22 protein-coding genes and 1 pseudogene are annotated in these 21,028 nt (G+C 67.0%); 17 read left to right on the plus strand and 6 right to left on the minus strand.

Going from position 1 to position 21,028, the window contains the following annotated elements; all coding sequences use genetic code 11:
- Positions 1-170: 170 nt before the first annotated feature.
- Positions 171-566: a type II toxin-antitoxin system VapC family toxin gene (locus IEW13_RS03445; protein WP_188549546.1), complete on the plus strand. Its 396-nt coding sequence runs from the start codon at positions 171-173 to the stop codon at positions 564-566.
- Between the two features lie 307 nt (positions 567-873).
- Here IEW13_RS03445 and IEW13_RS03450 read toward each other — a convergent pair whose 3' ends face one another.
- Complete coding sequence (locus IEW13_RS03450; protein WP_188549547.1) at positions 874-1,506, minus strand: NAD(P)-dependent oxidoreductase; 633 nt, start codon at positions 1,504-1,506, stop codon at positions 874-876.
- Positions 1,507-1,569: 63 nt separating this feature from the next.
- Positions 1,570-2,166 (minus strand): TetR/AcrR family transcriptional regulator, encoded by a 597-nt coding sequence (locus IEW13_RS03455; RefSeq protein WP_188549548.1) that lies wholly within the window; start codon positions 2,164-2,166, stop codon positions 1,570-1,572.
- 103 nt (positions 2,167-2,269) lie between these two features.
- On the opposite strand from IEW13_RS03455, the gene IEW13_RS03460 reads away from it, so the two are divergent.
- The gene (locus IEW13_RS03460) at positions 2,270-3,052 is read left to right on the plus strand and encodes an SDR family NAD(P)-dependent oxidoreductase (RefSeq protein ID WP_188549549.1); all 783 of its coding nucleotides are present in this window, start codon (positions 2,270-2,272) and stop codon (positions 3,050-3,052) included.
- 62 nt (positions 3,053-3,114) lie between these two features.
- On the opposite strand, the gene IEW13_RS03465 is transcribed toward IEW13_RS03460, so the two are convergent.
- The gene (locus tag IEW13_RS03465) at positions 3,115-3,339 is read right to left on the minus strand and encodes a DUF433 domain-containing protein (protein ID WP_188549550.1); all 225 of its coding nucleotides are present in this window, start codon (positions 3,337-3,339) and stop codon (positions 3,115-3,117) included.
- Between the two features lie 328 nt (positions 3,340-3,667).
- Between IEW13_RS03465 and IEW13_RS03470 the strand changes: the two genes are divergently transcribed.
- The 9 genes and pseudogenes from IEW13_RS03470 to IEW13_RS03510 all read left to right on the plus strand — a co-directional run bounded on the left by IEW13_RS03470 (position 3,668) and on the right by IEW13_RS03510 (position 8,791).
- A complete protein-coding gene (locus IEW13_RS03470) occupies positions 3,668-4,096 on the plus strand; it encodes a DUF1801 domain-containing protein (protein WP_188549551.1) in 429 nt (142 codons plus the stop codon).
- Positions 4,097-4,202: 106 nt separating this feature from the next.
- Positions 4,203-4,547, plus strand: a complete 345-nt coding sequence (locus IEW13_RS03475; protein ID WP_188549552.1) for a hypothetical protein — start codon at positions 4,203-4,205, stop codon at positions 4,545-4,547.
- 89 nt (positions 4,548-4,636) lie between these two features.
- Positions 4,637-4,786: pseudogene (locus IEW13_RS17325) on the plus strand (HigA family addiction module antitoxin); the annotation flags it as partial.
- A gap of 149 nt (positions 4,787-4,935) precedes the next feature.
- A complete protein-coding gene (locus IEW13_RS03485; protein ID WP_188549554.1) occupies positions 4,936-5,364 on the plus strand; it encodes a hypothetical protein in 429 nt (142 codons plus the stop codon).
- Between the two features lie 61 nt (positions 5,365-5,425).
- Entirely contained in the window at positions 5,426-5,764 is a 339-nt protein-coding gene (locus tag IEW13_RS17865) for a P-loop NTPase family protein (RefSeq protein ID WP_188549555.1), read from the plus strand.
- An 89-nt stretch (positions 5,765-5,853) separates the two neighbouring features.
- Complete coding sequence (locus IEW13_RS03495; RefSeq protein ID WP_188549556.1) at positions 5,854-6,348, plus strand: GAF domain-containing protein; 495 nt, start codon at positions 5,854-5,856, stop codon at positions 6,346-6,348.
- Positions 6,349-6,584: 236 nt separating this feature from the next.
- Positions 6,585-7,373, plus strand: coding sequence for a GOLPH3/VPS74 family protein (locus tag IEW13_RS03500; RefSeq protein WP_188549557.1), 789 nt, complete (start codon positions 6,585-6,587; stop codon positions 7,371-7,373).
- 471 nt (positions 7,374-7,844) lie between these two features.
- The gene (locus IEW13_RS03505) at positions 7,845-8,198 is read left to right on the plus strand and encodes a DUF1801 domain-containing protein (RefSeq protein WP_229744913.1); all 354 of its coding nucleotides are present in this window, start codon (positions 7,845-7,847) and stop codon (positions 8,196-8,198) included.
- 248 nt (positions 8,199-8,446) lie between these two features.
- Entirely contained in the window at positions 8,447-8,791 is a 345-nt protein-coding gene (locus IEW13_RS03510) for a VOC family protein (RefSeq protein ID WP_188549559.1), read from the plus strand.
- Positions 8,792-9,002: 211 nt separating this feature from the next.
- Here the strand turns inward: IEW13_RS03510 and IEW13_RS03515 are convergent, their stop codons facing one another.
- Positions 9,003-9,650: a class II aldolase/adducin family protein gene (locus tag IEW13_RS03515; RefSeq protein ID WP_188549560.1), complete on the minus strand. Its 648-nt coding sequence runs from the start codon at positions 9,648-9,650 to the stop codon at positions 9,003-9,005.
- Positions 9,647-10,888, minus strand: coding sequence for a 3-oxo-tetronate kinase (otnK, locus tag IEW13_RS03520; RefSeq protein WP_188549561.1), 1,242 nt, complete (start codon positions 10,886-10,888; stop codon positions 9,647-9,649). Before otnK ends, IEW13_RS03515 begins: the two co-directional genes overlap by 4 nt.
- 133 nt (positions 10,889-11,021) lie before the next feature.
- Between otnK and IEW13_RS03525 the strand changes: the two genes are divergently transcribed.
- The 4 genes from IEW13_RS03525 to IEW13_RS03540 all read left to right on the plus strand — a co-directional run bounded on the left by IEW13_RS03525 (position 11,022) and on the right by IEW13_RS03540 (position 16,148).
- Positions 11,022-12,428: a homoserine dehydrogenase gene (locus IEW13_RS03525; RefSeq protein ID WP_188549562.1), complete on the plus strand. Its 1,407-nt coding sequence runs from the start codon at positions 11,022-11,024 to the stop codon at positions 12,426-12,428.
- Positions 12,421-13,806 carry a GntP family permease gene (locus IEW13_RS03530; RefSeq protein WP_188549563.1) on the plus strand — a complete coding sequence of 462 codons (1,386 nt, stop codon included), beginning with the start codon at positions 12,421-12,423 and terminating at the stop codon, positions 13,804-13,806. Before IEW13_RS03525 ends, IEW13_RS03530 begins: the two co-directional genes overlap by 8 nt.
- 119 nt (positions 13,807-13,925) lie before the next feature.
- Positions 13,926-14,735, plus strand: coding sequence for a DeoR/GlpR family DNA-binding transcription regulator (locus tag IEW13_RS03535; protein WP_188549564.1), 810 nt, complete (start codon positions 13,926-13,928; stop codon positions 14,733-14,735).
- A gap of 402 nt (positions 14,736-15,137) precedes the next feature.
- Complete coding sequence (locus tag IEW13_RS03540) at positions 15,138-16,148, plus strand: DUF808 domain-containing protein (protein WP_188549565.1); 1,011 nt, start codon at positions 15,138-15,140, stop codon at positions 16,146-16,148.
- Here the strand turns inward: IEW13_RS03540 and IEW13_RS03545 are convergent.
- Positions 16,099-16,506 carry an META domain-containing protein gene (locus IEW13_RS03545; RefSeq protein WP_188549566.1) on the minus strand — a complete coding sequence of 136 codons (408 nt, stop codon included), beginning with the start codon at positions 16,504-16,506 and terminating at the stop codon, positions 16,099-16,101. The two genes, IEW13_RS03540 and IEW13_RS03545, sit on opposite strands and share 50 nt — an antisense overlap.
- A gap of 182 nt (positions 16,507-16,688) precedes the next feature.
- Here IEW13_RS03545 and IEW13_RS03550 point away from each other — a divergent pair, with 182 nt between their 5' ends.
- Positions 16,689-18,650 (plus strand): S1 family peptidase, encoded by a 1,962-nt coding sequence (locus IEW13_RS03550; protein ID WP_188549567.1) that lies wholly within the window; start codon positions 16,689-16,691, stop codon positions 18,648-18,650.
- A gap of 209 nt (positions 18,651-18,859) precedes the next feature.
- Positions 18,860-20,959, plus strand: a complete 2,100-nt coding sequence (locus IEW13_RS03555; protein ID WP_188549568.1) for a M14 family zinc carboxypeptidase — start codon at positions 18,860-18,862, stop codon at positions 20,957-20,959.
- Positions 20,960-21,028: the final 69 nt, after the last annotated feature.

Below are 21,028 nucleotides of genomic sequence, written 5' to 3' on the forward strand. Positions count from 1 at the left end.
CGAATACGAGACCATCATGAACCCGGCCGTGAGCCTCGCGGCCTGACACCCCCAACTGTCACCTAAATGTGCGGCAGTCCCTGCCGTGGCCCGAGATTGTCGACGGGCCTCGTTATGCGTCCGAGGACGTCGACGCCTTGCTCGACGAGATGAAGGGCGAGCACTGATCCGTGGGCATTGTCTATCTCGACTCTTCGGTGGCGTTGCGGACAATCCTCGACGTTCCCGATCGTGTGCGACTGCAGGGGTGGATGGATGGGGCCGATGCGGACTTCGTATCGTCGCGGTTGCTGCGGACCGAGGTAGTGCGGGTGCTGCGACGCGACGAGAGGTCGCTGGCAGGCGCGGAACCGCTGTTCAGTCGCGTCGGGTTATTCGACATCACTCGTGAGACGCACACGGTTGCGGAGTCGATCGAACGGCACATTAAGACACTCGATGCTTTGCATCTTGCTACCGCTTTGTTGATTGGAGAATCGGTAACGGTCGCGACTCATGACGTGAATATGAAAGTGGCGGCTGAACGTCTCGGACTCGATACCGTCGACCCCGTGGCGTCCAGCTGACCGACCTCGGGTCGGGTGGGGTGAGCGTGGGACCACCTCAGACGTTGCTCTGTGCCTGAACTCGGTGGAATTCCGCTTCAACGTCTGAGCTGACCTCAGCGGGGCTGTGCTGTTACCAGGTCATCCAGCCCTGCGTGCCCTGTTCTTTCTGTGAGGCTTTCTCGTAGTCGTGCTGCTTGAGGGTTTCACGTGCGGTACGACGGCGTAGACGGGTGAGGCGCTTGCGATTCTCCGCGCTCTCTTTTGACATCTCCCGGTATGGGGACCGTTTCTCCGTATGAGCCATGTTCTCCAGGATACTGATGCTTCATTTCGCGGTGAGGACAGCGATGCGTTTGTTCCAGGTGGTGGTGGTCGCGGCAGTCAGGAGGAAGTCGGCGACGTCGGTCCGGGAGATTCGGGGCATGCCTTTGATCTTGTCGATGTCATCGAGATTGGTGGCTCTGACTTGTTTGGTGCCCGGGCCCTTGGTCAGCACTCCGGGGTAGGCGATTGTCCAGTCCAGGGTGGAGGCGCGGAGGAGCTGTTCTGCGCGGGCTTTGTCACGGAACACCTCGGGTGCAGCTCGGTAGCCCAGGCGCATCAGCGAGGAGACCTTGGAGTAGGACTCGCCCACGCCAAGGGCCGACTGCCACACGATACGCTGCAGGCCAGTACGGGTCGCTGCGTCGATGACCGCTTGCGTAGCATCGTGAATGAGGCTGTCCGGTCGGCGAGTGTTCCCGACTCCGAGGGTGCTGATGACCGCATCGGTTCCAGCCCCGGCGTGGGTGATCGCCTCGGTGTCGCGGACGTCGCCAGAAACGAGCTGGAGGCCCTCGCGTGCGGGGAGTTTCTGCGGGCTCCGCACCAGTGCGACCACTTGATGGCCAGCAGCGGTGGCGGTGTCTGTGAACAGCGTGCCGGTAGCGCCCGTGGCACCGAGAACGAGAAACTTCATGTGATTCCTTTTCTATGGAGATGCCAACGCGGGCCCTGTTGCCGCGCCTTCGTCGCAGCTCTCTCAGCTCCCTGCTGCCTCGGTGATGCCCTGTGCCCAGGCTGCGGCCGTTGAGCTGGCGAGTTCGCTGATCTGTGTGTCGGGCACTAGATGCTGCATGTTCTCCCCGATCGCGAGGGTGGCGGCACCATGGGCAATTGACCAGAGTTCGGCTGAGTATCGCCGGATGGACTCTGTCCGCTGCAAGTGATGGGCCAGTGCAGCTTCAAATCGCTCTTGGACCCGGAAAGTCTGCTGGAGCAGATCGGAGTACTTGGACTTGTCGATCCCGTGCGCGAACATCATTTCGAACCGGGCGGGGTCTTCGCGTGCGAAGCGCACATACTCGGCGGCGATGCGCGCTGCTGTATCCGTGAACGTCTGCGTAGCGGGCAGGTTCTTGAATCGTTCTTCCAGCTCAACGAAGCCTGCTAAAGCTGCTGCGGCAAGCATCGCGTCACGATCGGGGAAGTGACGGTAGGGAGCGGAGGACGAAACCCCGACGCGCCTGGCGGCCTCGGACACGCTGAACCCCCGGGTGCCGCGCTCACGCACCAGTTCCGATGCAGCAGCCAACAGTGCGTTGCGCAGGTCGCCATGGTGATAACCACGTCCAGACATTGCCGAACCTCCTATGTTGCAGTCTCTCATTGCCGTTCTACTCTAATGTGTAAGGTTCTCACATTGAGGGCGGCGACCGCACTGGCTGAAACGAGAGGTTCATATGAAGTACGAAGGGACCACAGCCCTGGTAACCGGGGCGAGCTCAGGTATCGGCGCCGAATTCGCCCGTCGCCTGGCCCAGAAAGGAGCCGATGTCGTCGTTGTAGCGCGGCGGGCAGAGGCACTCGAAGCGCTGGCCGAAGGCATTCGTGCCTCCACTGGCAGGCGGGTGCACGTCGTTCCACTCGACCTGTCAGCTGAGCGAGCTGGTTATGTTCTGGCCGAGCATCTTGCGGGAGCGGGCATCGCGGTCGACACCGTCATCAATTGTGCCGGGGTCGGGGTGACTCGCAGCTTCGGCAATTGCGCAGACGAGGAGATCCAGCGGCAGTTGCGAGTCAACATCAACGCCGCAGTCGACATCTCCCATGCTTTTCTCCCCAAGCTCCTGGAGTCTGGAAAGGGCGCACTGGTCAACGTCGCCAGCCTGACCGCGTATATGCCGGTGCCAGGAATGGCTGTATACGCAGCGTCTAAGGCATTTGCTGTGCGGTTCACCGAGGCGCTGGCTTACGAGATGCGCTCAACCGGCCTCATTGTCATGGCGTTGTCGCCTGGACCTACGGCCACGGAGTTCTACAGCGCCTCCGGCACTTCCGAGAGCGGAGCGCGGTTCCAAACTCCTGAGGATGTCGTCACCACAGCGCTGCGCGCCCTGAGCCGAAAGAATCCGCCGCGCAGCATCATCTCTGGAGGGCTCAACCGCTGGATCAGAAGACTGGTGGCAACGTTGCCGACATCAGCTGTGCTGCGCCTGATAGAGGCTCGCCCAGCTCAGCCATAGGCGCAGCCTCGGCGGCCAGGCGGGGTGGAAGCTGCGCGTCAACAGGAACCGCATGGTGCGCCTCAGGCGAAGCATGACTTCCGGAGGTCCGGGCTCCGTAAGGCAGCCAGAAGGTCTTCGTGCTCCAGGTAGGGGTAGTCCTCAAGAACCTCATCGAAGCTCATGCCTGAGGCCAGAATCTCCCGTACGTTCTGTACCGAGGTTCGCGTACCACGGGCCGTCGGCTTGCCGTGCATGACGGCAAGATCAACTGTAATGTGATCCATCCGCGTGACCGCGGTTGCCATATGACGACGATACTCTCGCTGGTCCCTCCCTGGCAGTTTTACGGTGCCATGATGTCGGCGCCGGCTTCGGGCTCCGGCAACTTCTCCGGTCCAATGTGTAAGCCGGACCCCTCGACTCTTCCTATAAGTGACGGATATCTTCCTGTCTTGTGAAGACTTCCAGGCCACAGCCGACCCCGTTTGCACGTTCTGATGGGGCGGAGCGTTGCTTGCGGAGCTGCTAGGGCGCCCTGGCCGCGAGTTCTCACTGGCTGAGCTCGGTCGTCACACAGGTGTGAGCGGGCAGGTCGTAGGGGCCCAGCCACTGGGGGTCATAAGAGGAGGTTCAATGTCTGCCAAGCAGCCGGCCATGTCGCCGTCAGACACCCCGGTTGACCAGATGCTCGGCAAGGCCAGCGGTCCGCGGAGAGCTGAAGCTGACGAGCTTCTGGAGATGTTCGTCGAGGTCACTGGGGAGACCCCTGTTGTCTGGGCTGGACGGATCATCGGATTCGGCGAGTACACGTACCGCTATGAGAGCGGGCACTCCGGCAGGGCGCCGGTGGCGGCGTTCGCGGTCGGGAAGACGCACCACACGATCTATCTCGTCAGCGATTTCGCTGAGCGTTGGCCGGAACTCATGGAGAAGCTCGGGCACTACCGGGCGAGCAAAGCGTGTCTCTACCTCACGCGCCTCGCCCGCGTGGACGTGGCGGTCCTTCGAGAGCTCATCGAACGGTCCATGCGGGAGACCCTGCGGGGCGGGGTGGCCAGGTAAGCGGTCTGAGCCCTGCACGGCGACGAGGCTGGCGCGGTCCGGATGGGCGACCTCACACCGGACGTAACGACGCTGAATCACTGCCGCGCTGCCTATTGTTGTTCTCATGGTGACCGAACTGAGTGGAGTGACCTCGTGCCAGTGTGACCAGGAGTGCGCATGCGGGAACACGGCCGATCTCGTCCACGGCGGGACCGCGATCTGTGGTTGCTGCCTGGCCGACTGCCCCGATGTGCACGGCTCCGAGGGCAAGACCTGGCGGACCGGCTATCAGGCGCGGCTCGTGCCGTGGCGAGGTGGCTACGAACTCCACGTCGACGGTGTGGGCGTGACGCAGTGCGTCGAACGATCGGAGGCCGAAGCAACGGTTCGGGACTTCCTCGACTCCCTGGATCTTGAAGACGCCTGGACGGCGAACGTGACGGTGTGGGGTCCGCCGGAGCAGCGGTAGAAGTTCACCGCTTGCCGGGGCGGCGCCTGCTTCAGTTCTGAGGCTAGGGGCACGATCTTCGTTTAGAACGAAGCAGAACAACCACAGTCGTCACGCAGCACAAGCTCGCGGTGTCGATCGGTGTGCCGTCGCGGCGAATCAACGAGATCGCGCACGATGAGCGCCGGCTCACTGCGGACACCGCGCTGCCGCTTGCAAGATGCTTCGGGACTTCCCCGGAGTTCTGGCTCAGCCGCCAAGGTCAACAACTCGCCGGCGCCGGTATACCAGCGGTGTATTCTGAGCACTCGCGTATCCACCGCCATTCTCTGATGGGGTCATTGACGTGCCACGTTCTCAAGCACAGCGAGCATTCGAATCTGCTCTGCGACGTCCCGGGCAGCGGTGGGTGATCGTTTTCGTCATCTGCGCGCTGCTTCTGGCATTGCCTGCCTGGCTCTGGCTCGGTCAGCAAGGTCCACGGGAGCATCTGCTCGGGCACTCGCAAGAGACGACTGTGCAGGTCACCTCGGTCGAGAGAATGCGCAGTTGCGCGAACTCCAGCCAGCATCGATGGGCCGTCGAAGCAGCGTCAGCGCAGGCCGGTGCGCAGGAGGGCGTGCAGTGGGAACGGTGTGCCACCAGTGCACTGGAGACGGGTGACGTTCTGACGGTCTGGGTCACGCCGAGCGGATTCGTCGCCGAAACGTCCGCGACCACGAACCGGGTTCTGTTCGGCGCATCTGTCATAGGGATCCTCACCGTCGTGATAGGAGCCGGCGTGATCGGCGCGCGCCGGCAGAAGCGGCTGCCGGAGACGACACCCGGTTCCCGGTGAGATACCCCCGGCGCCACCCGCAACGGCTCATGACGTGGAGAGAAGACCTGAAGGAGATGCCGTGAAACGTTCGCGCGTGCATGTCATAGGCGCCAGTGGTTCAGGCACGACGACCCTTGCCAGGGCTCTCGCCGATCATTGGGCCGTCCCCCATGCGGACGCCGATGAGTACTTTTGGGTGCCGGCCGTGCCACCGTTTCGTCAGAAGCGACCGGAGGAAGCGCGGCGATCGCTCATGCGGGAGGTGTTCGTGCCGCGCGAGGCGTGGGTGCTCTCTGGATCGATGCTCGGGTGGGGCGACACCGGCAGCACCGAGCCGTCCGGCGAGCACACAGTAGTGCGGGAACAGGGCGTCTCCATCGGTGGGGTAGGCGTTGAGGCGGACGAGATCGGCCGGTGACATACCGGCCTGGGCCAGTACGGCTTCGAGGTTGCCCGCCGCTGCGACTGCGCAGGCTACGGGACCATATACGGGAAGGGAGGGGCACGATGCCTGTTGATGACGAGGTGCCCGTGTTCCGGGCGCCCATGCGCTCGCGGGATGATTCCGTGCCGGAGGGGGCCGGTGTCGAACGCGGTCTGCAGAAAGCCCTCTGCGGCATAGGCGGGCGCCTGCCGCGGGTCCCGTCCTCGCTTGACGAGGCGGTCGGCCTGCTCGCCGATGAGTACGACGAACGGATGGCTCGGCGCCTGGAACGGTTCGCCAGCGTTCCCGACGGCGCTTATGTGTGGACGCGAGACGTCGACGGCGCGTACTGGCTCGGCCGCCTCGACGGCGCATGGCGTTACGACGCGAGCGAGGATGCCTGGGCCGCGGACCTGGTGCACGTGCGGCCATGCCGCTGGCGTGAGGAGCCCGTCGCTGAAGCCAGGGTGCCGGCCGCTGTGCGTGCCACCTTCGCCCGCGGAGGCCGCAACTGGCAGCGCATCCAATCCGCGCAGGCCTTCGCGGCGACGAAGGGCCTCTGGAGTTCGGAAGACTGAGCAATGGATGGCGCACAGCTGGCGGCGCGGCTCCGTTCGTCTTACAGAGCGGCTCCGTTCGTCATACAGATTGGCGGGATGAGCCGCCGGATCAATGCCATTGCCACCACCGCAGCCGTTATCGTGAAACATGTAGCCGGTTCGGCCGTCGCCGCGACTCCTGCAGCGGGGCGATGGTGAGGACCGGCCGTAAGGGCATCACCGGGCGCGCGACGACACGGAAGGGCTGATGCGCCGTGCTGATCAGCGAGGATCTGTTCCTGCTTCTGACCACCGACGAGGGCGGGAAGGAGCCGTGGACGTCCTACCGTGACTATGGGCTTGCCGCGGGACTGCTGGTCGACCTGACGCTCGCCGGATTCGTCGTCATCGACGCCGGCCGATGGAGTACGAAGGTCGCTCTCGCGCCGGAGGCGGACCCGGCCTCGCCGGCGCAGGCGAGTCTCCCGGCTGATGCGCCGCCCTTGACCTTCGGCGTGCAGGCTCTGAGCGGCAGGAAGCCCACCGCGGTGAACTCTCTCGTCACGGCGAGCTGGTTCAACCCCCGGGAGGCGATCGTGGAGAGCCTCGTCGCCCGCAACATCATTCACGTGCAGGAGAAACGGATGCTCGGGCTGGTACCGGAGAAGCATCCCACCGCCGACCCTCGCCCGGAAGCGGAAACACGCTCGCGGCTCGCCGGCGCGCTCGCGGGCCGCGCCGAAGCGCCCCACGGCGCGTTCGCCTGGGCGGGCACTCCTGGTGATCATGGGGGCGCCGATGCCGGGGTGGCCGTCTCCGACGCCGTGCTGCTGAGCATCCTCAAGGGGATGGGCGCCGCGCGGCATGTCCTGAAGACCGAAGCCGAGGCCGCCGGCCTGCGGGGCCGGAAACTGGATAAGCGCATCGATGAGATCGCCGGGCGGCTCTCCGCGGAGGCGCAGTCGGGCGGGAAAGCTGTGAGCGCTGCGATCGCCAGCGTGAACACGGCCGTGACTGCGGCGGTGATGGCAACCACGACCACCACCACGACGACGTCGACGTGAGCGCAACGGGCCGCGTCAGCGGCTCTCTTCTGCTGGGGGCGAGAGCGGGCGGTGCTGAGAGCATGCAGCGATGCGCGCCGCGGCCGTGTTCAGCTGATGATCCCGGCGTCGCTCGTGATCTGGGCGCCCGGTTGTAGCGTCGCCCGGGTGCCGTGGAAGAGGCGCCCGGTTGTAGCGTCGCCCGGGTGCCGTGGAAGAAAGGGTCGTCGTGCGTCTCGTCCGTCGTCAAAGGCCGATGGTCGCACGCCGGGCGGCGCGGAATGTCGTCTCCGGCCGGACAGGGCCCTCCGCGTGCTACCGTGGGCTCCGTGGCGAGCGAGCCACAGTCTGCGCTTCCAGGTGAACGACCACCTGAATCATCGCGGAGGGACCTGATCTCTTCAGGGCATGTCCGGATGGGGTGCTGCGCCTTGCGGCGCACCTACTTCATTGTGCCGATGTCACAGCATCGGCTGGCGAAAGGACATGAACATGACCGCGAAGGATGACAAGAACCTCCAGCAGGTCCTCAAGAAGATCGCCGGCATGCCCGAACCTGCCCGGTCCGTGATGCAGCGTATGCACGACCTCATCGTCGCGGCGGCACCGGAGCTTAAGCCGCGCATCTGGTATGGCATGCCGGGGTACGCCCTGTCCGCAAGCAGCCCGGTCCTCGTCTTCATCCGGAACGACGAGCTGATCACCCTGGGGATCAGCGAGAAAGCAGTGCTCGAGCCGGCCGGCGGCGAGGATGGCATGTTGATTCCCGCTGCCTGGTACATCGACGGGTTGGATGACGTCACCGAGAAGCGGCTCGCGGAAATCGTCCGTGCCGCGGTCGGGTGACGGAGCGCGGCGCCGCCCGCGGTCGTGATCGCCGCGTGGTTCCTCTCACGCGGTCGTGCTCATGGCCGCCTCGAGCCGGGTCGCGACATCGGCGGCCATATCGAGCCGGTAGCGCACCGCTGTCATATCGCCAGCGTGAGGTTCACCGACCAGGACCGTCCGGCCCTCGGATCCGATCAGATAGCGAGAACCGTTTCCTCGCAGGACGATCTGGGTGGCGTTCTCCAGCAGGGGCGAGAGCGCGGTGAATGGCCTACGACGTCCCCGGGCGCGATCAGCCCTTCCCCGGCGCGACCCGCCGGCAGCACGGCGTCACCGTGACCGACAGCCCGTTCTTCCTGTCCGTGCGCGGAGACTCCCTCAACGATGTCGGACAGTACTGGAACGGACTCGCCGACGGCGCCACCATCGTCGAGCCGCTGGCGTCATCAGCGTGGAGCGCCGGTTTCGGAATGCTGACCGACCGCTTCGGTGTCACCTGGAGCATCGACGTGGCCACCCCGCAGACGAGCTGGACGGCCTCGTCGGCCGACGTGGTCCCCGGCGCCCTACCGCCGGACGCCGGGGACGGCGGGCCGGGGCGCAGAGCGTGAGTCGAAGACGGAGAGGGCCGGCAGTATCCGGATCTCTGTGGACGAGCCTTTGAGACGGCACCATCAGGCGGAGAACGAATGGGAGGTGAGAGGGAAACTTATATGCGCGGAACATGCCGGGTAGCGCGACGGGCAAAGGCAGCTGGCTGAGTGTCAACCGTGCCCGGGGCGGCTCGCCTCGTCGGGCCGTGCGACGGATCTGTCCACCCGCTCACACCTCCCAGGGCGAGCCGTACTGTTCTGCGAGGGAACGCGCCTGCTCGGCGGTGAGCACATTGACCCGCTGCCCGGCGGTCAGGATTGCCAGCCGACTGGCCTCTTCCAGCTCGATCGTGGCGTCCACCGCCTCCTCGACCGTCCTCCCGCTCGTCACCGGACCGTGGTTCTGCAGAAGGACCGCCCGGAATGCCATCTCGTGCCGCTCGATCAGCCGAGCCTGGTCTGCGTCGCCCGGCGCCGCATAGGGGATGAGGGGTGCCTGGCCGACGCGCATCACGAAGTACGGCGTAAGCGGCGGCAGGGCGCTGTGCGGACGCCAGGCGGGAAGAAGCGATGCTGCGGCGGCGTAGGGCGAGTGCACGTGGACGACGGCGGCGGTCTGTGTCGAGCGCCGGTAGAAGGCCAGATGAAGAGGGTACTCCTTGGAGGGGCGCGGCCCCTTGATGAGGGCACCGTCCAGCCGGAGCACCGTCAGGCCGTCCGGGTCGAGCCGGTCCAGGGCGGAACCTGTCGGGCTCAGGAGAATGTCATCCCCGGCGCGCGCCGAGATGTTGCCGGAGGAGCCCGGGCTCAGGCCCGCGTCGACCAGTCGTTTTCCAGCTGTCACGAGCGCCTGTGCCGCCTCGTGCGTATCTGTCATGACAGTGCCTCCCATGCGCTGGTGAAGAAATCAGTGCCGCCGAAGTTGCCGGACTTCAAGGCAAGGGCGACGGGCTCGCCGGAGGCCGTCTCTGCGACCGCCCAGCTCACACCCGGTGCGATCTGCGTGACGATGCGCAGCTGGCGGATGCCGAGCGCTTGGACCACGCTGCCGGAGGTCTCGCCACCGGCGACGATCACCGATCGCGTGCCGGCAGCGACCTCGGAGACCACGACGTTCGCCAGCAAACGCTCGATCGCGGCCGCACGCGCGGCGTGCGCGTCGTCATCGCCCAGGTCGTCCAGGCTGTCCGTCGCGTAGACCAGCACTGGGGCGTCGGGATCGTCGGCTCTGCGCTGACCTAGCCATCGCCGCAGCCGTCCAGCCTCATCGTCCTGCCTGATATCCACCTTCCACGCGGGCATTCCGGTATCCAGAGCGTGACGGATCTGTTCGCGGCTGCGCTGCGAGGCGCTGCCGCAGACGATGAGCCGTCGGCCCGAGGTGACACCCGGTGGGGGGCTCGTTGCCGTGCCCGGGCCCGGCAGCCCGAGGGCGAGGCCAGAACCTCCGCTGACCAGCACGTCGTCGCGCACCGCTCGCGCGATGACGCCGAGGTCGTCGTTGCTGATCGCATCCACCACGATGGCACGCGGGCTGGTCGTGATCCCGGCCAGCGCGGAGCTGAGCACCTCAACGCCGCCGCGTACTGCCTCGTGGCTCACCCAGGAGACAGGAAGACGGCTCTGCGCCGCCAGCAGGGCGCGGACATCGGATTCGGTCATGGGGGTGAGAGGGTGGTGCCGCATCGGGCTGGCACTCAGCAGCTGATCGCCCACGAACAGGTGGCCCTGGTACACGGTGCGCCCGGTGTCGGGAAATGACGGTACGACCACGGCACGCGGCGCGCTCAAGTCATCGATGAGCGCGTCGAGCACCGGCCCGATATTCCCCTCCGACGTGGAATCGAAGGTGGAGCAGTACTTGAAGTAATAGCGCTGCGCCCCGGCACGCTGGAGCCAGCGCAGGGCGTGCAGTGACTCGCCGATGGCTTCCGCCCTGGGTGCGGTGCGGGTCTTCAGAGCGATCACCGCGGCGTCGATGCCGGTGAGTGCATGGTCTTCCGCTGATACGCCGGTGAGCACGGCGGTACGCCACCCGGCGGTGGCCAGATTGCCGGCCAGGTCCGTCGCCCCGGTGAAATCGTCGGCCACGCATCCCCAATGGAGCGTCGTCATCGTGATCGGCACCTTCCTCACCTGCGTGCATATGGCGGTGTTGCCATATGTGATACTTTCGACGTGTTGTGTGATTATTCTATACAACATTGTGACCGGTGCTCGACCGGCAACGACGCCAGAAGGGAGCCCAGTGAACCTCGAACACCTGCTCGCGGGGCATGAGCCGCAGACTGTCCGATACGCGCTCACCGGCGCCAACGGCGGTTACGCTCGCACGCTCATCGCCCAGACCGCCCGTACGCCGAGGGTGGCGGCGAGCATCCTGTGCGACCTGGACCCCGAGGCCGCCCGCGCCGCCGCCGTCGATGCCGGACTGCCGGCTCACGAGGTGGTGGTGTGCAGCAGCGCCGATGCCGTCCGGCAAGCGGTGAGTTCCGGCCACACGGCCGTCGTCGCCGATGCCGCCCTCCTGGACCCGTCCCACTACGACATCCTCGTCGAGGCCACCGGCAACCCCGGGTTCGGTCTTGCAGCCTCGCAGGACGCGCTGCGCTCCCGGCGGCACGTCGCCATGGTCAGCAAGGAGGTGGATTCCGTCGCCGGAGTTCACCTGGCCGGACTGGCGCGGGACCATGGCGTCGTCTACACCCCTGCCAGCGGAGACCAGCCCGCCAATCTCATCGCGCTCGTCAGCTGGGTGCGCACCCTCGGTCTGGAGATCGTGGCGGTGGGCAAATCCAGTGAATACGACATCGTCTACGATCCCGAGACCGGCGTGGCCACGCAGTTGCATGACCGAGTCGAGGCTCCGGATCTGAAGGCCCTGCTGGAACTCGGCGATGACCCCGTCGCCACGCTCGGAGCCCGCCGGGCCGCGCTGGAAGGACTACCGGTAGGCGCCACCGCGGACTACTGCGAGATGGCAGTCGTCGCCTCCCACACCGGCTACCGGAGCGACACGGAGCCGATGCACTACCCGGTGGCCCGGATCGACGAACTCGCGGAGATCTACTCCATGCGCGAGGACGGCGGCCTGATCGGTCTTGGCGGCGGGGTCGTCGACGTGTTCAGCGCCCTTCGCCTGCCCGGCGAGCCGTCCTTCGCCGGCGGTGTCTTCGCCGTCGTCCGCACCCACGATCCCGAGACCTGGACCGTGCTGCGGGGCAAGGGGCACGTGGTCAGCCGTGATGGGCGGTACGCGTGCATCTATTTGCCGTACCACCTGATGGGCGTGGAGACGCCCGTCAATCTGCTCACCACGGTGCTGCTGGGCGTCGGCTACGGGGACCCCGAGCCGGGCCGCGCAGCGCTGCTGGCGGGACGCGCTGTCCGCGACCTCGCCGCCGGCACGGTCCTGGACATGGGCGGGCACCACCATGACGTCGCCGGTGTGCGCGCGATCCTGCTGAACGCCGCCGATGTACCTCGGAACGCTGATCCGGCACCGCTCTACCTGGCGGCGCACGCAACGCTGGCCCGCGATGTCGCGGCCGGCGCACTCATCACCCTGGACGACCTCACCGGATACTCCCCGGAGCTGCTGCAGGCATGGCGCGCGGGAGAGTCGTTGGCAAAGGAGCACATCCGCGATGTCTGATCTGTTCATCCTCATATCGTTCGCTGTCGCGATCGGAGTGCTGGTGCTCCTGATCGCACGGTTCAAGGTCCACCCCGTCTTCGTTCTCTTCGCCGTGGTGGCGGCTCTTGGCCTGCTGTTCCGGCAAGGAGGCTCGGGCACCCCGGAGATGATCACCGAGGGTTTCGGCAACACGATGGCCAGCGTCGGCCTGCTGATCGTCTTCGGCTGCGTCCTGGGCCGCGCGCTTGAGCTCAGCGGTGCGGCGCTGCGCATTAGCGAGGCCGCCGAGCGGTCGCTGGGCACGGGCAAGAAGATCCCGTGGGGGATCGCGCTGGCTTCGTGCGTCATCGGCGTCCCGGTCATCGCCGACACCGTCGTGATCATGCTCATCCCGATCGTTTCCGCCATGGCGATGCGCACCAGGGAGAGCATGATGAAGCTCGGCCCGATCCTCTACTTGGGCGCTTATGTGATGACCTCGCTCGTTCTGCCTGGTCCGGGCCCGTTGGCTGCCGCCGGCGCACTTGAGGTGAACCTCGGGCAGGCCATCCTCTTCGGCGGTCTGGTGGGGCTCTTCGGCGTCGCTGTCGGCACGTTCTACCTCACCCGTATCACCACCTATGTGGCGCCCAAGCCCGAATTCGTCGAGTCGATCGCGGCCACCGCCGAGGGCGGGGGCACCGCGACCGCGGGGCAGGGTGACCGTGCCGTGGGGGCCTTCACCGGTCGGCCCTTGAACCTTGGTGCCTGCCTGCTCCCGGTGTTCCTGCCGATCACGCTCATCATGATCGACTCGGTGCTCGGCCCGCTGCTGGCGGAGGGCACCATGCTGGCAGAGTTCATCGGCTTCGTCGGCTCACCGGTGGTCGCCCTGGCGCTTGGCCTGATCAGCACGCTGCCTCTGTTCGGCCGCGAATGGGCCACTAAGCGCGTGCTCAATGACATGTTCGAAGAAGGTCTGCGCACCGCCGCGTTGCCGGTGATCCTCACGGGTACCGGCGGCGCCCTGGCGCTGCTCATCCGCAATACCGAAGTGGCCGAGCGCATTGCGGCTGGGATCGAAGCCTCCGGCATCCCGCCGTTGATCGTGCCCTTCCTGGTGGCTGCCGCGATCAACACGATCACGGGCTCGAACATCCTGGGCATGCTCACGTCCGCTGCGATCATGGCGCCCCTCGTCGACACTCTCGGCGTCTCGGCGCTGGCGGTGTACCTGGCTTGCGGTACGGGCGCGCAGATCTTCAAGCACGCCAACTCCTCGGGATTCTGGGTGACGACGACCCTGTCCAATATGACAGTCGGTCAGGGCATCCGGTCCATCGGCGTGGCGACCTCGCTGTCCGGCATCTCCGGGTTCCTTATGGTGCTGGCGCTGTACTATCTCGGTCTGATCTGACCGGCTAGGTCCAGTGGCCCCGGTCTGAGCGGTTTCAGCTGAGGCCCGCCCCCCGCCAGTCGGCCGCCGTCCTGGCGCGGGGCGCCGCTACGCCAACCGGGGAGGAGGAGAATGCCAGTATGGCCAGTATGGAACGCCCGCCCCTGATTCCCGACCAGCGCCGCCAGAAGATCATGCGGCTGCTCGCCACGCACGAGGTGCTCAGCGTGCACCAGCTGACCGAGATGCTCGGCGTGTCCCATATGACGGTGCGCCGGGACATCCAGGAACTCGAGCGTCAGGGCCGCGCGGTCAGCGTCACCGGCGGCGTCCGGTCGGCCAAGGGGCTGAACATCGAGCCCAGCTTCGATGTGAAGCAGGACATCGACCAGCAGGAGAAGGCCGCCATCGCGGCGGCATGCGCGCCGATGCTCCGGAACGGAGCCTGCTATTACCTGGACGCCGGGACGACGACGGGCGCGCTCGTGCCGCATCTGCGCGAGCTGGGTCGCGTCACGGTGGTGACGAATGACTTCTCCACCCTGGCGGCGATGACCGGCGACGCATCGATCACGGTGATCCACGTCGGCGGCGTCCTCGACCACGCCAACCGCTCCAGTGTCGGACCGCTGGCAGCGCGCACCCTGCGTGAGCTGGCGATCGATATCGCGTTCATCAGCGCCACCTCCTGGGATCTGGCGCACGGCGTGACGATCCCCAGCAGTGAGAAGATCGAGGTCAAACGCGCGGCGATGGACTCGGCCGCCAGATCGGTCCTGATGTCCGCCAGCAGCAAGTACGGCCTGTACTCGCTCTACCGTGTGGCCGCGCTGTCCGAGTTCGATGTCATCGCCACCGACGCAGGTCTGCCGGAGGTCGCCGCGGAAGGGATCCGCAACCTCGGCGTGGAGCTGCGGAACGCCGACGGCGCGGCTCAGCTGGGGGACTGAGCGGCCCGGCTGCGGGACTGAGTGACTGGGCTATGGAGCTGGGCGGCCTGCCTGCGGGACTGACGGTGCAGCTGCGGAACCGGCACCAGCCCAGGCAGAGCGACCGGATCGCATTGGTGCTGGGGCCGCAGCCGGAGTGGCAGGCACGGTTGCGGGATCTGCGCACGCAAGACGGCCTTGAGCGCATCCCGCCGCCTGGTCTTCCTTCCCGGCATTCTCTCCGGATGGCGGGAGCTGCATCGGGTCTTGCGTGTCGTACGCTCATGCCATGCAGAGCGACCACGGCAGCGCGCGGCACCCTCGCCGCCCGCGCATCACGGGTGTCCCCGGACTCGACGGTGACCCGGCCGGCCTGCGCCCGCACGGTGCCGGCGGCGCGTGCGCGCGGGGGACGGGCGTCCGATGAGCGGCGGGCTGATCGCGTTGCTGGACGATGTCGCGGCGATGGCGCGGATGGCCGCCTCCAGCGCGGACGACATCGCTGCGGCAGCAGGGCGCGCCAGTGCCAAGGCCGCCGGTGTCGTCGTCGACGATGCCGCCGTCACGCCACAGTACGTCCGTGGCGTCACCCCGGCGCGGGAACTGCCGATCATCAAGAAGATCGCGTTCGGATCGCTGCGGAACAAGCTCGTCTTCATCCTGCCGGTAGCGCTCATCCTCAGCCAGTTCGTCCCGTGGCTGCTCACCCCCATTCTGATGCTCGGCGGGGCCTACCTGTGCTTCGAAGGCGCGGAGAAGGTCTGGGGCAAGCTCAGGGGACACCACGCGGAGAAAGAGGAACCGAGCGTCCTCCAGGGACCCGAGGCGGAGAAGAAGGTGGTCTCCGGCGCGATCACCACCGATCTGATCCTCTCGGCGGAGATCATGGTGATCTCCCTGAATGAGGTCGCCGACCAGCCGTTCCTGCCGCGGGCGATCATCCTCGTCGTGGTGGCCATCGGCATCACCGTCCTGGTGTACGGCGCCGTCGGGCTGCTGGTGAAGATGGATGACATCGGCCTGGCGCTCACCGCGCGCGAGTCCCGCGCCACCCAGCGGACCGGCCGCCTGCTGGTGGCCGCGATGCCGCGGGTGCTCGACCTCATCTCCGTGGTCGGCACCTTCGCGATGCTGTGGGTGGGCGGGCACATCCTGCTGGTCGGAATGGACGAGCTGGGCTTCCACGCCATCTACGCGCCGGTCCACTCCCTGGAGGAGGCAGCACACCACGTCGCAGTCGTGGGGGCCGCGCTGTCATGGCTGGCCGGGACGGTGTCCTCGCTGATCCTGGGATTCATCCTGGGCAGTGCGCTCGCCGGCGCCGTGCATCTGCTTCCGTTCGCCCGCCTGCGCGGGCACCGAGCGCGCGAGAGCGCGTTCGGGGTCACTGCCCGTCGTAGCGGAGGGTGCCGATCTGCTCGCCGGAGGAGTTGAAGACGGCCATCTCCTCGCCATTGGGTTCGAGGGTGCGCACGCCGTGCAGCCAGGTGTCGACGCCCGGGCAGCCCTTCAGGGTGCTCACGAACGAGGCCACCGTGATCGTGGTGCCGTCGACCTCATACTGCGAGGCGATGCCATTGCAGCCGTCGCTGCCACGGACCGTGCCATCCTCGTGGAGGACCAGATGGGGGGTGCCCTCCTCATCGGACACCCAGCGGCCCGTGATCGGCTGACCCATATCGTCTCCTCCTGGTGTGACCTGGGGATTCGCGCAGGCGGCAAGGAGCGTTCCCAGTGCCAGGGCGCCGATGGCGGTGGTCCGGAGGAATGCGGTGCGCGCCGTGCTCATCATGCGTCCACCCTACGTTCCTTGTCGTCACGAGTCGACAACCCGAAGCGGTGAGGCCAGCCAATCCGGGGGTTCTCACGAGTTTTGTTCATAAAGATCACATAACGCTTTGTCCTCCTACCCATGTCAGGTTAGGGTCGGATCGGTTGTCTGCAGCCCACATCGAAAGAGAGATTGAACTCAAGATGGAGAAACGCCACATCAAGCGGCCCCTCGCCATGGGCGCCGCGGCGGTCCTCGGCTTCGGCGGTGCACTCATCGCCGCCCCGGGCTTCGCCGATGATAAGGACCTGGCTCCGACGCACGGAGTTGAACTCGAAGCCTTCGTGAAGGACCTCGCCGCGGAGAACGACGAGGTCGTTGGCGGCGGTCGTGACGTCGAGGGCAATGTCGTCGTTTACACGCTTGCTGGTTCAGGAGAACCGGAAGCGCTCGATGCTTACGAAAACGTCGAAGTTGTGGAGCTGAAAGACCGGCTTCAGGCCTACGCCTCGACCGATGTCGTCGGTGGCGCGGGATACGCCATCACCAATGAGGCCGGCAGCATGGCCGGTGTCTGCTCCGTTGGTTTCCCGGCCTGGTCGCCTGAGGGCGAGCCCGCCGTGTTCACTGCGGGACACTGCGACACTACTGAGGGCTTCCGGAACACGTACCTCACCGCGCCGTCCTCCGACCGCGAGGGTGCGGATGGCACGCTCGCCCCGCAGCCCAGCGATGCCGGCCCGCTCGGCCCGTTCGGCTTCACCCAGTTCGGCGGCCCGGGCGGCAGCGCCGGCGAGAACGAGGACCCCAACTCGATCGACTTCGCCATCGTCGATGTGGACAACCCGGACCTGACCCTGCACCCGCAGGTGACCGGCTGGTCCGATGAGGCGCGTGACGCCGATGATCTGGCCTCGGACATCGCCACTAACATCACCGGTATCGCCGATCCGGAGGCCGGCCCGGTCGCCAAGAGCGGTCGCACCACCGGTTACAGCGAGGGCACCATCGAGCTCGAAGAGGGCTGGCAGCAGGTCGCACTCAGCCCGACCGACGCCCGCTGGGTGCACGGCTTCGGTGCCGTGGACATCCTCGGCGCGCCGGGCGACTCCGGTGGCGCCATGTTCCAGGGCGAGACCGCCGTGGGCGTCGTCTCCGGCGGTGGCGAGACCAGCGACGGGCAGCAGATCATCTGGGGTGCCCGGCTGCAGGACGCTCTGGAGATCACCGCTGCCGAGCACGGTGGCTACACCATCCAGCGCTTCCTCGAGGCTCCTGAGCTGACCTCTCACTCCGAGGGTGACGAGGTCGAGGTCGGCGAGACCATCAGCGGTACCGCTCCGGCGAACACCACGCTGAACCTCGCCTACAACCCGAACACCACGCTGAACCTCGCCTACAACCCGGAGGCCGAGATCGAGGTCGGCGCGGACGGCACCTGGTCCTACGAGGTCGAAGCGCCCTCGCAGGTCCCCGGCGACTACGACTTCACCCTGCAGGCCGTCGACGGCTTCAACGAGTCGGCCGTGACCACGGTCAACCTGACGGTGGTCGAGGCGAGCCAGGAGCCGACCCCGACTCCGACGCCGACCGAGGATCCGACCACCCCGACGCCGACTCCGACGCCGACCGAGGATCCCACCACCCCGACCCCGACCCCGACGGACGATCCCACCGAGGCTCCGGTCGAGCGTGAGCTGGCCATCCAGCCTGAGCGCATCACCGCCGAGGACTTCGTGGACGCCGAGCAGGGCGTGACCATCGGTGCCCGTGGCTTCGACGAGGGTGAGACCGTCACCCTCGAGGTCGTCGCCGGCCCGGAGTCCGTTACCGGCATCGAGCTGACCGAGACCGCCGACGAGAACGGCGCAGCCTACTTCTCGGTCTACGGTGTGAACGCCTCCCAGCCCGAGGTCTACATCGGTGACTACGACGTCGAGGTCACCGGCGCAGGCGACGGTGAGCGCGGCGCCGACCCGCTGACCGGTTCCTTCTCCGTGGTCGCTTCCGACTCCGGTGACGGCGAAGGCGAAGGCGGCGGCGAGAGCGAGCTGCCCCGCACCGGTGCCGAGCTGACCGGTCTTGGGGCCGGCCTGCTCCTCCTGGTCGCAGGTGCCGCCACGGTCTGGATGACCACCCGCCGCAGCACCGACACCAAGGCCTGACTTGATCGGGTCGCGGTAACGCGATAACAGCAAAGGGCCCGGGGAACGCGAGTTCCCCGGGCCCTTCTGCATGCCCGCGGGCGGAGTGCGAGCGAGAGCGGCGATGGTGGCGTGTCATGTGTCGGTTGATTGCCGGATATTGCGGAACCTGAGCCTCAGCTGTGAGCAGCCTCCTAGTGTGGGAACACTCCCACTGATGAGAGGACACCATGACGAAGCACCCCAGACCTCGCCATGCCCCGCGCCTGGCCGCAGCCGCCACAGCGGCAGCACTCGGGCTCAGCGGCGCCTTCGCTGGCCCGCTCGCCGCCGTCGCGCAGCCGGGCCCGGCCCAGGACGACCCGGTCCTGCTGACGCTCTCCGCCACGGATCTGGCCGCCGCTGAAGACGCGGTGCCCGGACTCGACGTAATCGCCGGCTCCGGCAGCGACGTCGTCGTGCTGGCCGATCCGCAGACCGAGGAGGCGCTCCGGGATGAGGGCGTCACGCCGCTGCGCGCGCAGTCCTACAGCGAGTCCCTCGGCGGGCAGACATCGACGACGACCTTCACCGCCGAAGACGGCGGGGACTACCCGCTGCCGGAGCGCCTGAGCGGGAACGACTACGAGACGTTCTTCGGCGGGTACCGCACGGTCGAGGCGTACACCGAGTACGCGCACGATCTGGCCGAGGCCTACCCCGAGCTGGTGGAGCTCGTGGACTTCGGCGATTCCTGGCTCAAGACCCAGGGGAGGGGCGGGCACGATCTGCTCGCCCTGCGCATCACGGCGGATGTGGCCGAGCAGCCGGCTCCGGATGACGCGCAGGAGGGCAAGCCGCGCTTCGCCTTGATCGCGCAGGCCCACGCCCGCGAGATCATCACCAGCGAGATCGCTTGGCGATACGCCGGTGAGCTGCTGGACGGCTACGGCGCCGATGCCCAGGCCACGGTGCTGCTGGACAGCACCGAGGTCTGGATCAACTTCCAGAACAACCCCGACGGCATCCAGATCGTCGAGGACGCGCTCACCGGCGAGGTCCCGACCACCGAAGACGGCGATGCCGCCCCGCCCTACACCTCGCAGGCCTGGCAGCGGAAGAACCTCAACGACAGCGAGTTCGAGCCCACGAGCGATGTCTGGGTCAGCCAGCAGCCGGGCGTGGACCTCAATCGGAACTGGGGTTTCCACTGGGGTGAGGCCTCCAGCAGCACCAATCCGACCGCGGCCTCCTACCGGGGCACCGCTCCGCACTCGGAGCCGGAGGTGGATGCGCTGGCCGAGCTGCTGCGGGACCTGTTCGGCGACTTCCCGGCCGAGAACGACACCCCGGCGCCGGACGACCGCAAGGGCACCTATGTGAACCTGCACTCGTACTCGGACTACGTCATCTACCCCTACGCCTATGACGCCGAGGCGGAGGTGCCCAACCTGGAGCCGATCAAGGCGAACGCCTTCCGGCAGTCCTACGCGAACGACTTCGCCACGGGCAAAGCCGGCGAGATCCTGTACGACAACTCCGGCAACGACATCGACTGGATCTACTCCCAGCTGGGCGTACCGGCGTACACCTATGAGATCGGCACCGTGGAGACCGGCGGGTTCTTCCCCGCTTACGACCGGGTGGACGAGTTCTGGGGTCAGGTGGCACCGGGGATCCGCTTCGCCGCCGAGGCCGCCTACGAGCCCTACACCGCCTCGCTGGGCGCGGTGGTCTCCGAACTGGACGCCGAGCGCCAGGACGACGGCTCGATCTCCATCTCCGGCACCGCCACCGACGCTGCCTACGGCAACGACCCCAGCTCCCTGGAACGCCGGCCGGAGGAGACCGCCGTGGAAGCGGTCGAGGCCGCCGTCGCGGAGGACCGCAACAGCATCGGTGAGACGGTACCGCTGAGCCTCGACGGCGAAGGGATCACCGTCGGGTACTCCGGCTCCGTCGCGCTCGACGAGCGCACCGCAGCCGCGGGGAACGTGTTCGTCCGCGCTCAGAACGGCAGCGGCCAGTGGGGTCCGTGGCAGGCAGCCTTCGTGGAGACGTTCGAGTTCGAGCCCACGCCCTCGCCCACGGAGCCGGCCGAGCCCACCGATCCGGCCGAGCCGACTGAGCCGACTGAGCCGACCGAGCCCACTCCGGCGCCGACGAGCGAGCCCGGGCCGGACGAGACGGACGCGCCCTCGCCCGGTGGCGGCCCTTCGGACGAGGCCGGCGGCGACCGCGACGGCGCCCTGCCGCACACCGGAGCAGAGCTGACCGCGCTCCTGGCAGGTCTGCTCCTGCTGGCTGCCGGTACCGTCGCAGTCTGGCTGACGGTCCGCCGGCGGACCTGAGCCGATACGTCGTGCGGTGAGCGCGCCTGCCACCGCGGCAGACGCACGCCTTAAGGGCCCCGGGTTGAG

Origin of the sequence: Sediminivirga luteola (genome assembly GCF_014639315.1) — a bacterium.
GTDB classification, from domain to species: domain Bacteria; phylum Actinomycetota; class Actinomycetes; order Actinomycetales; family Brevibacteriaceae; genus Sediminivirga; species Sediminivirga luteola.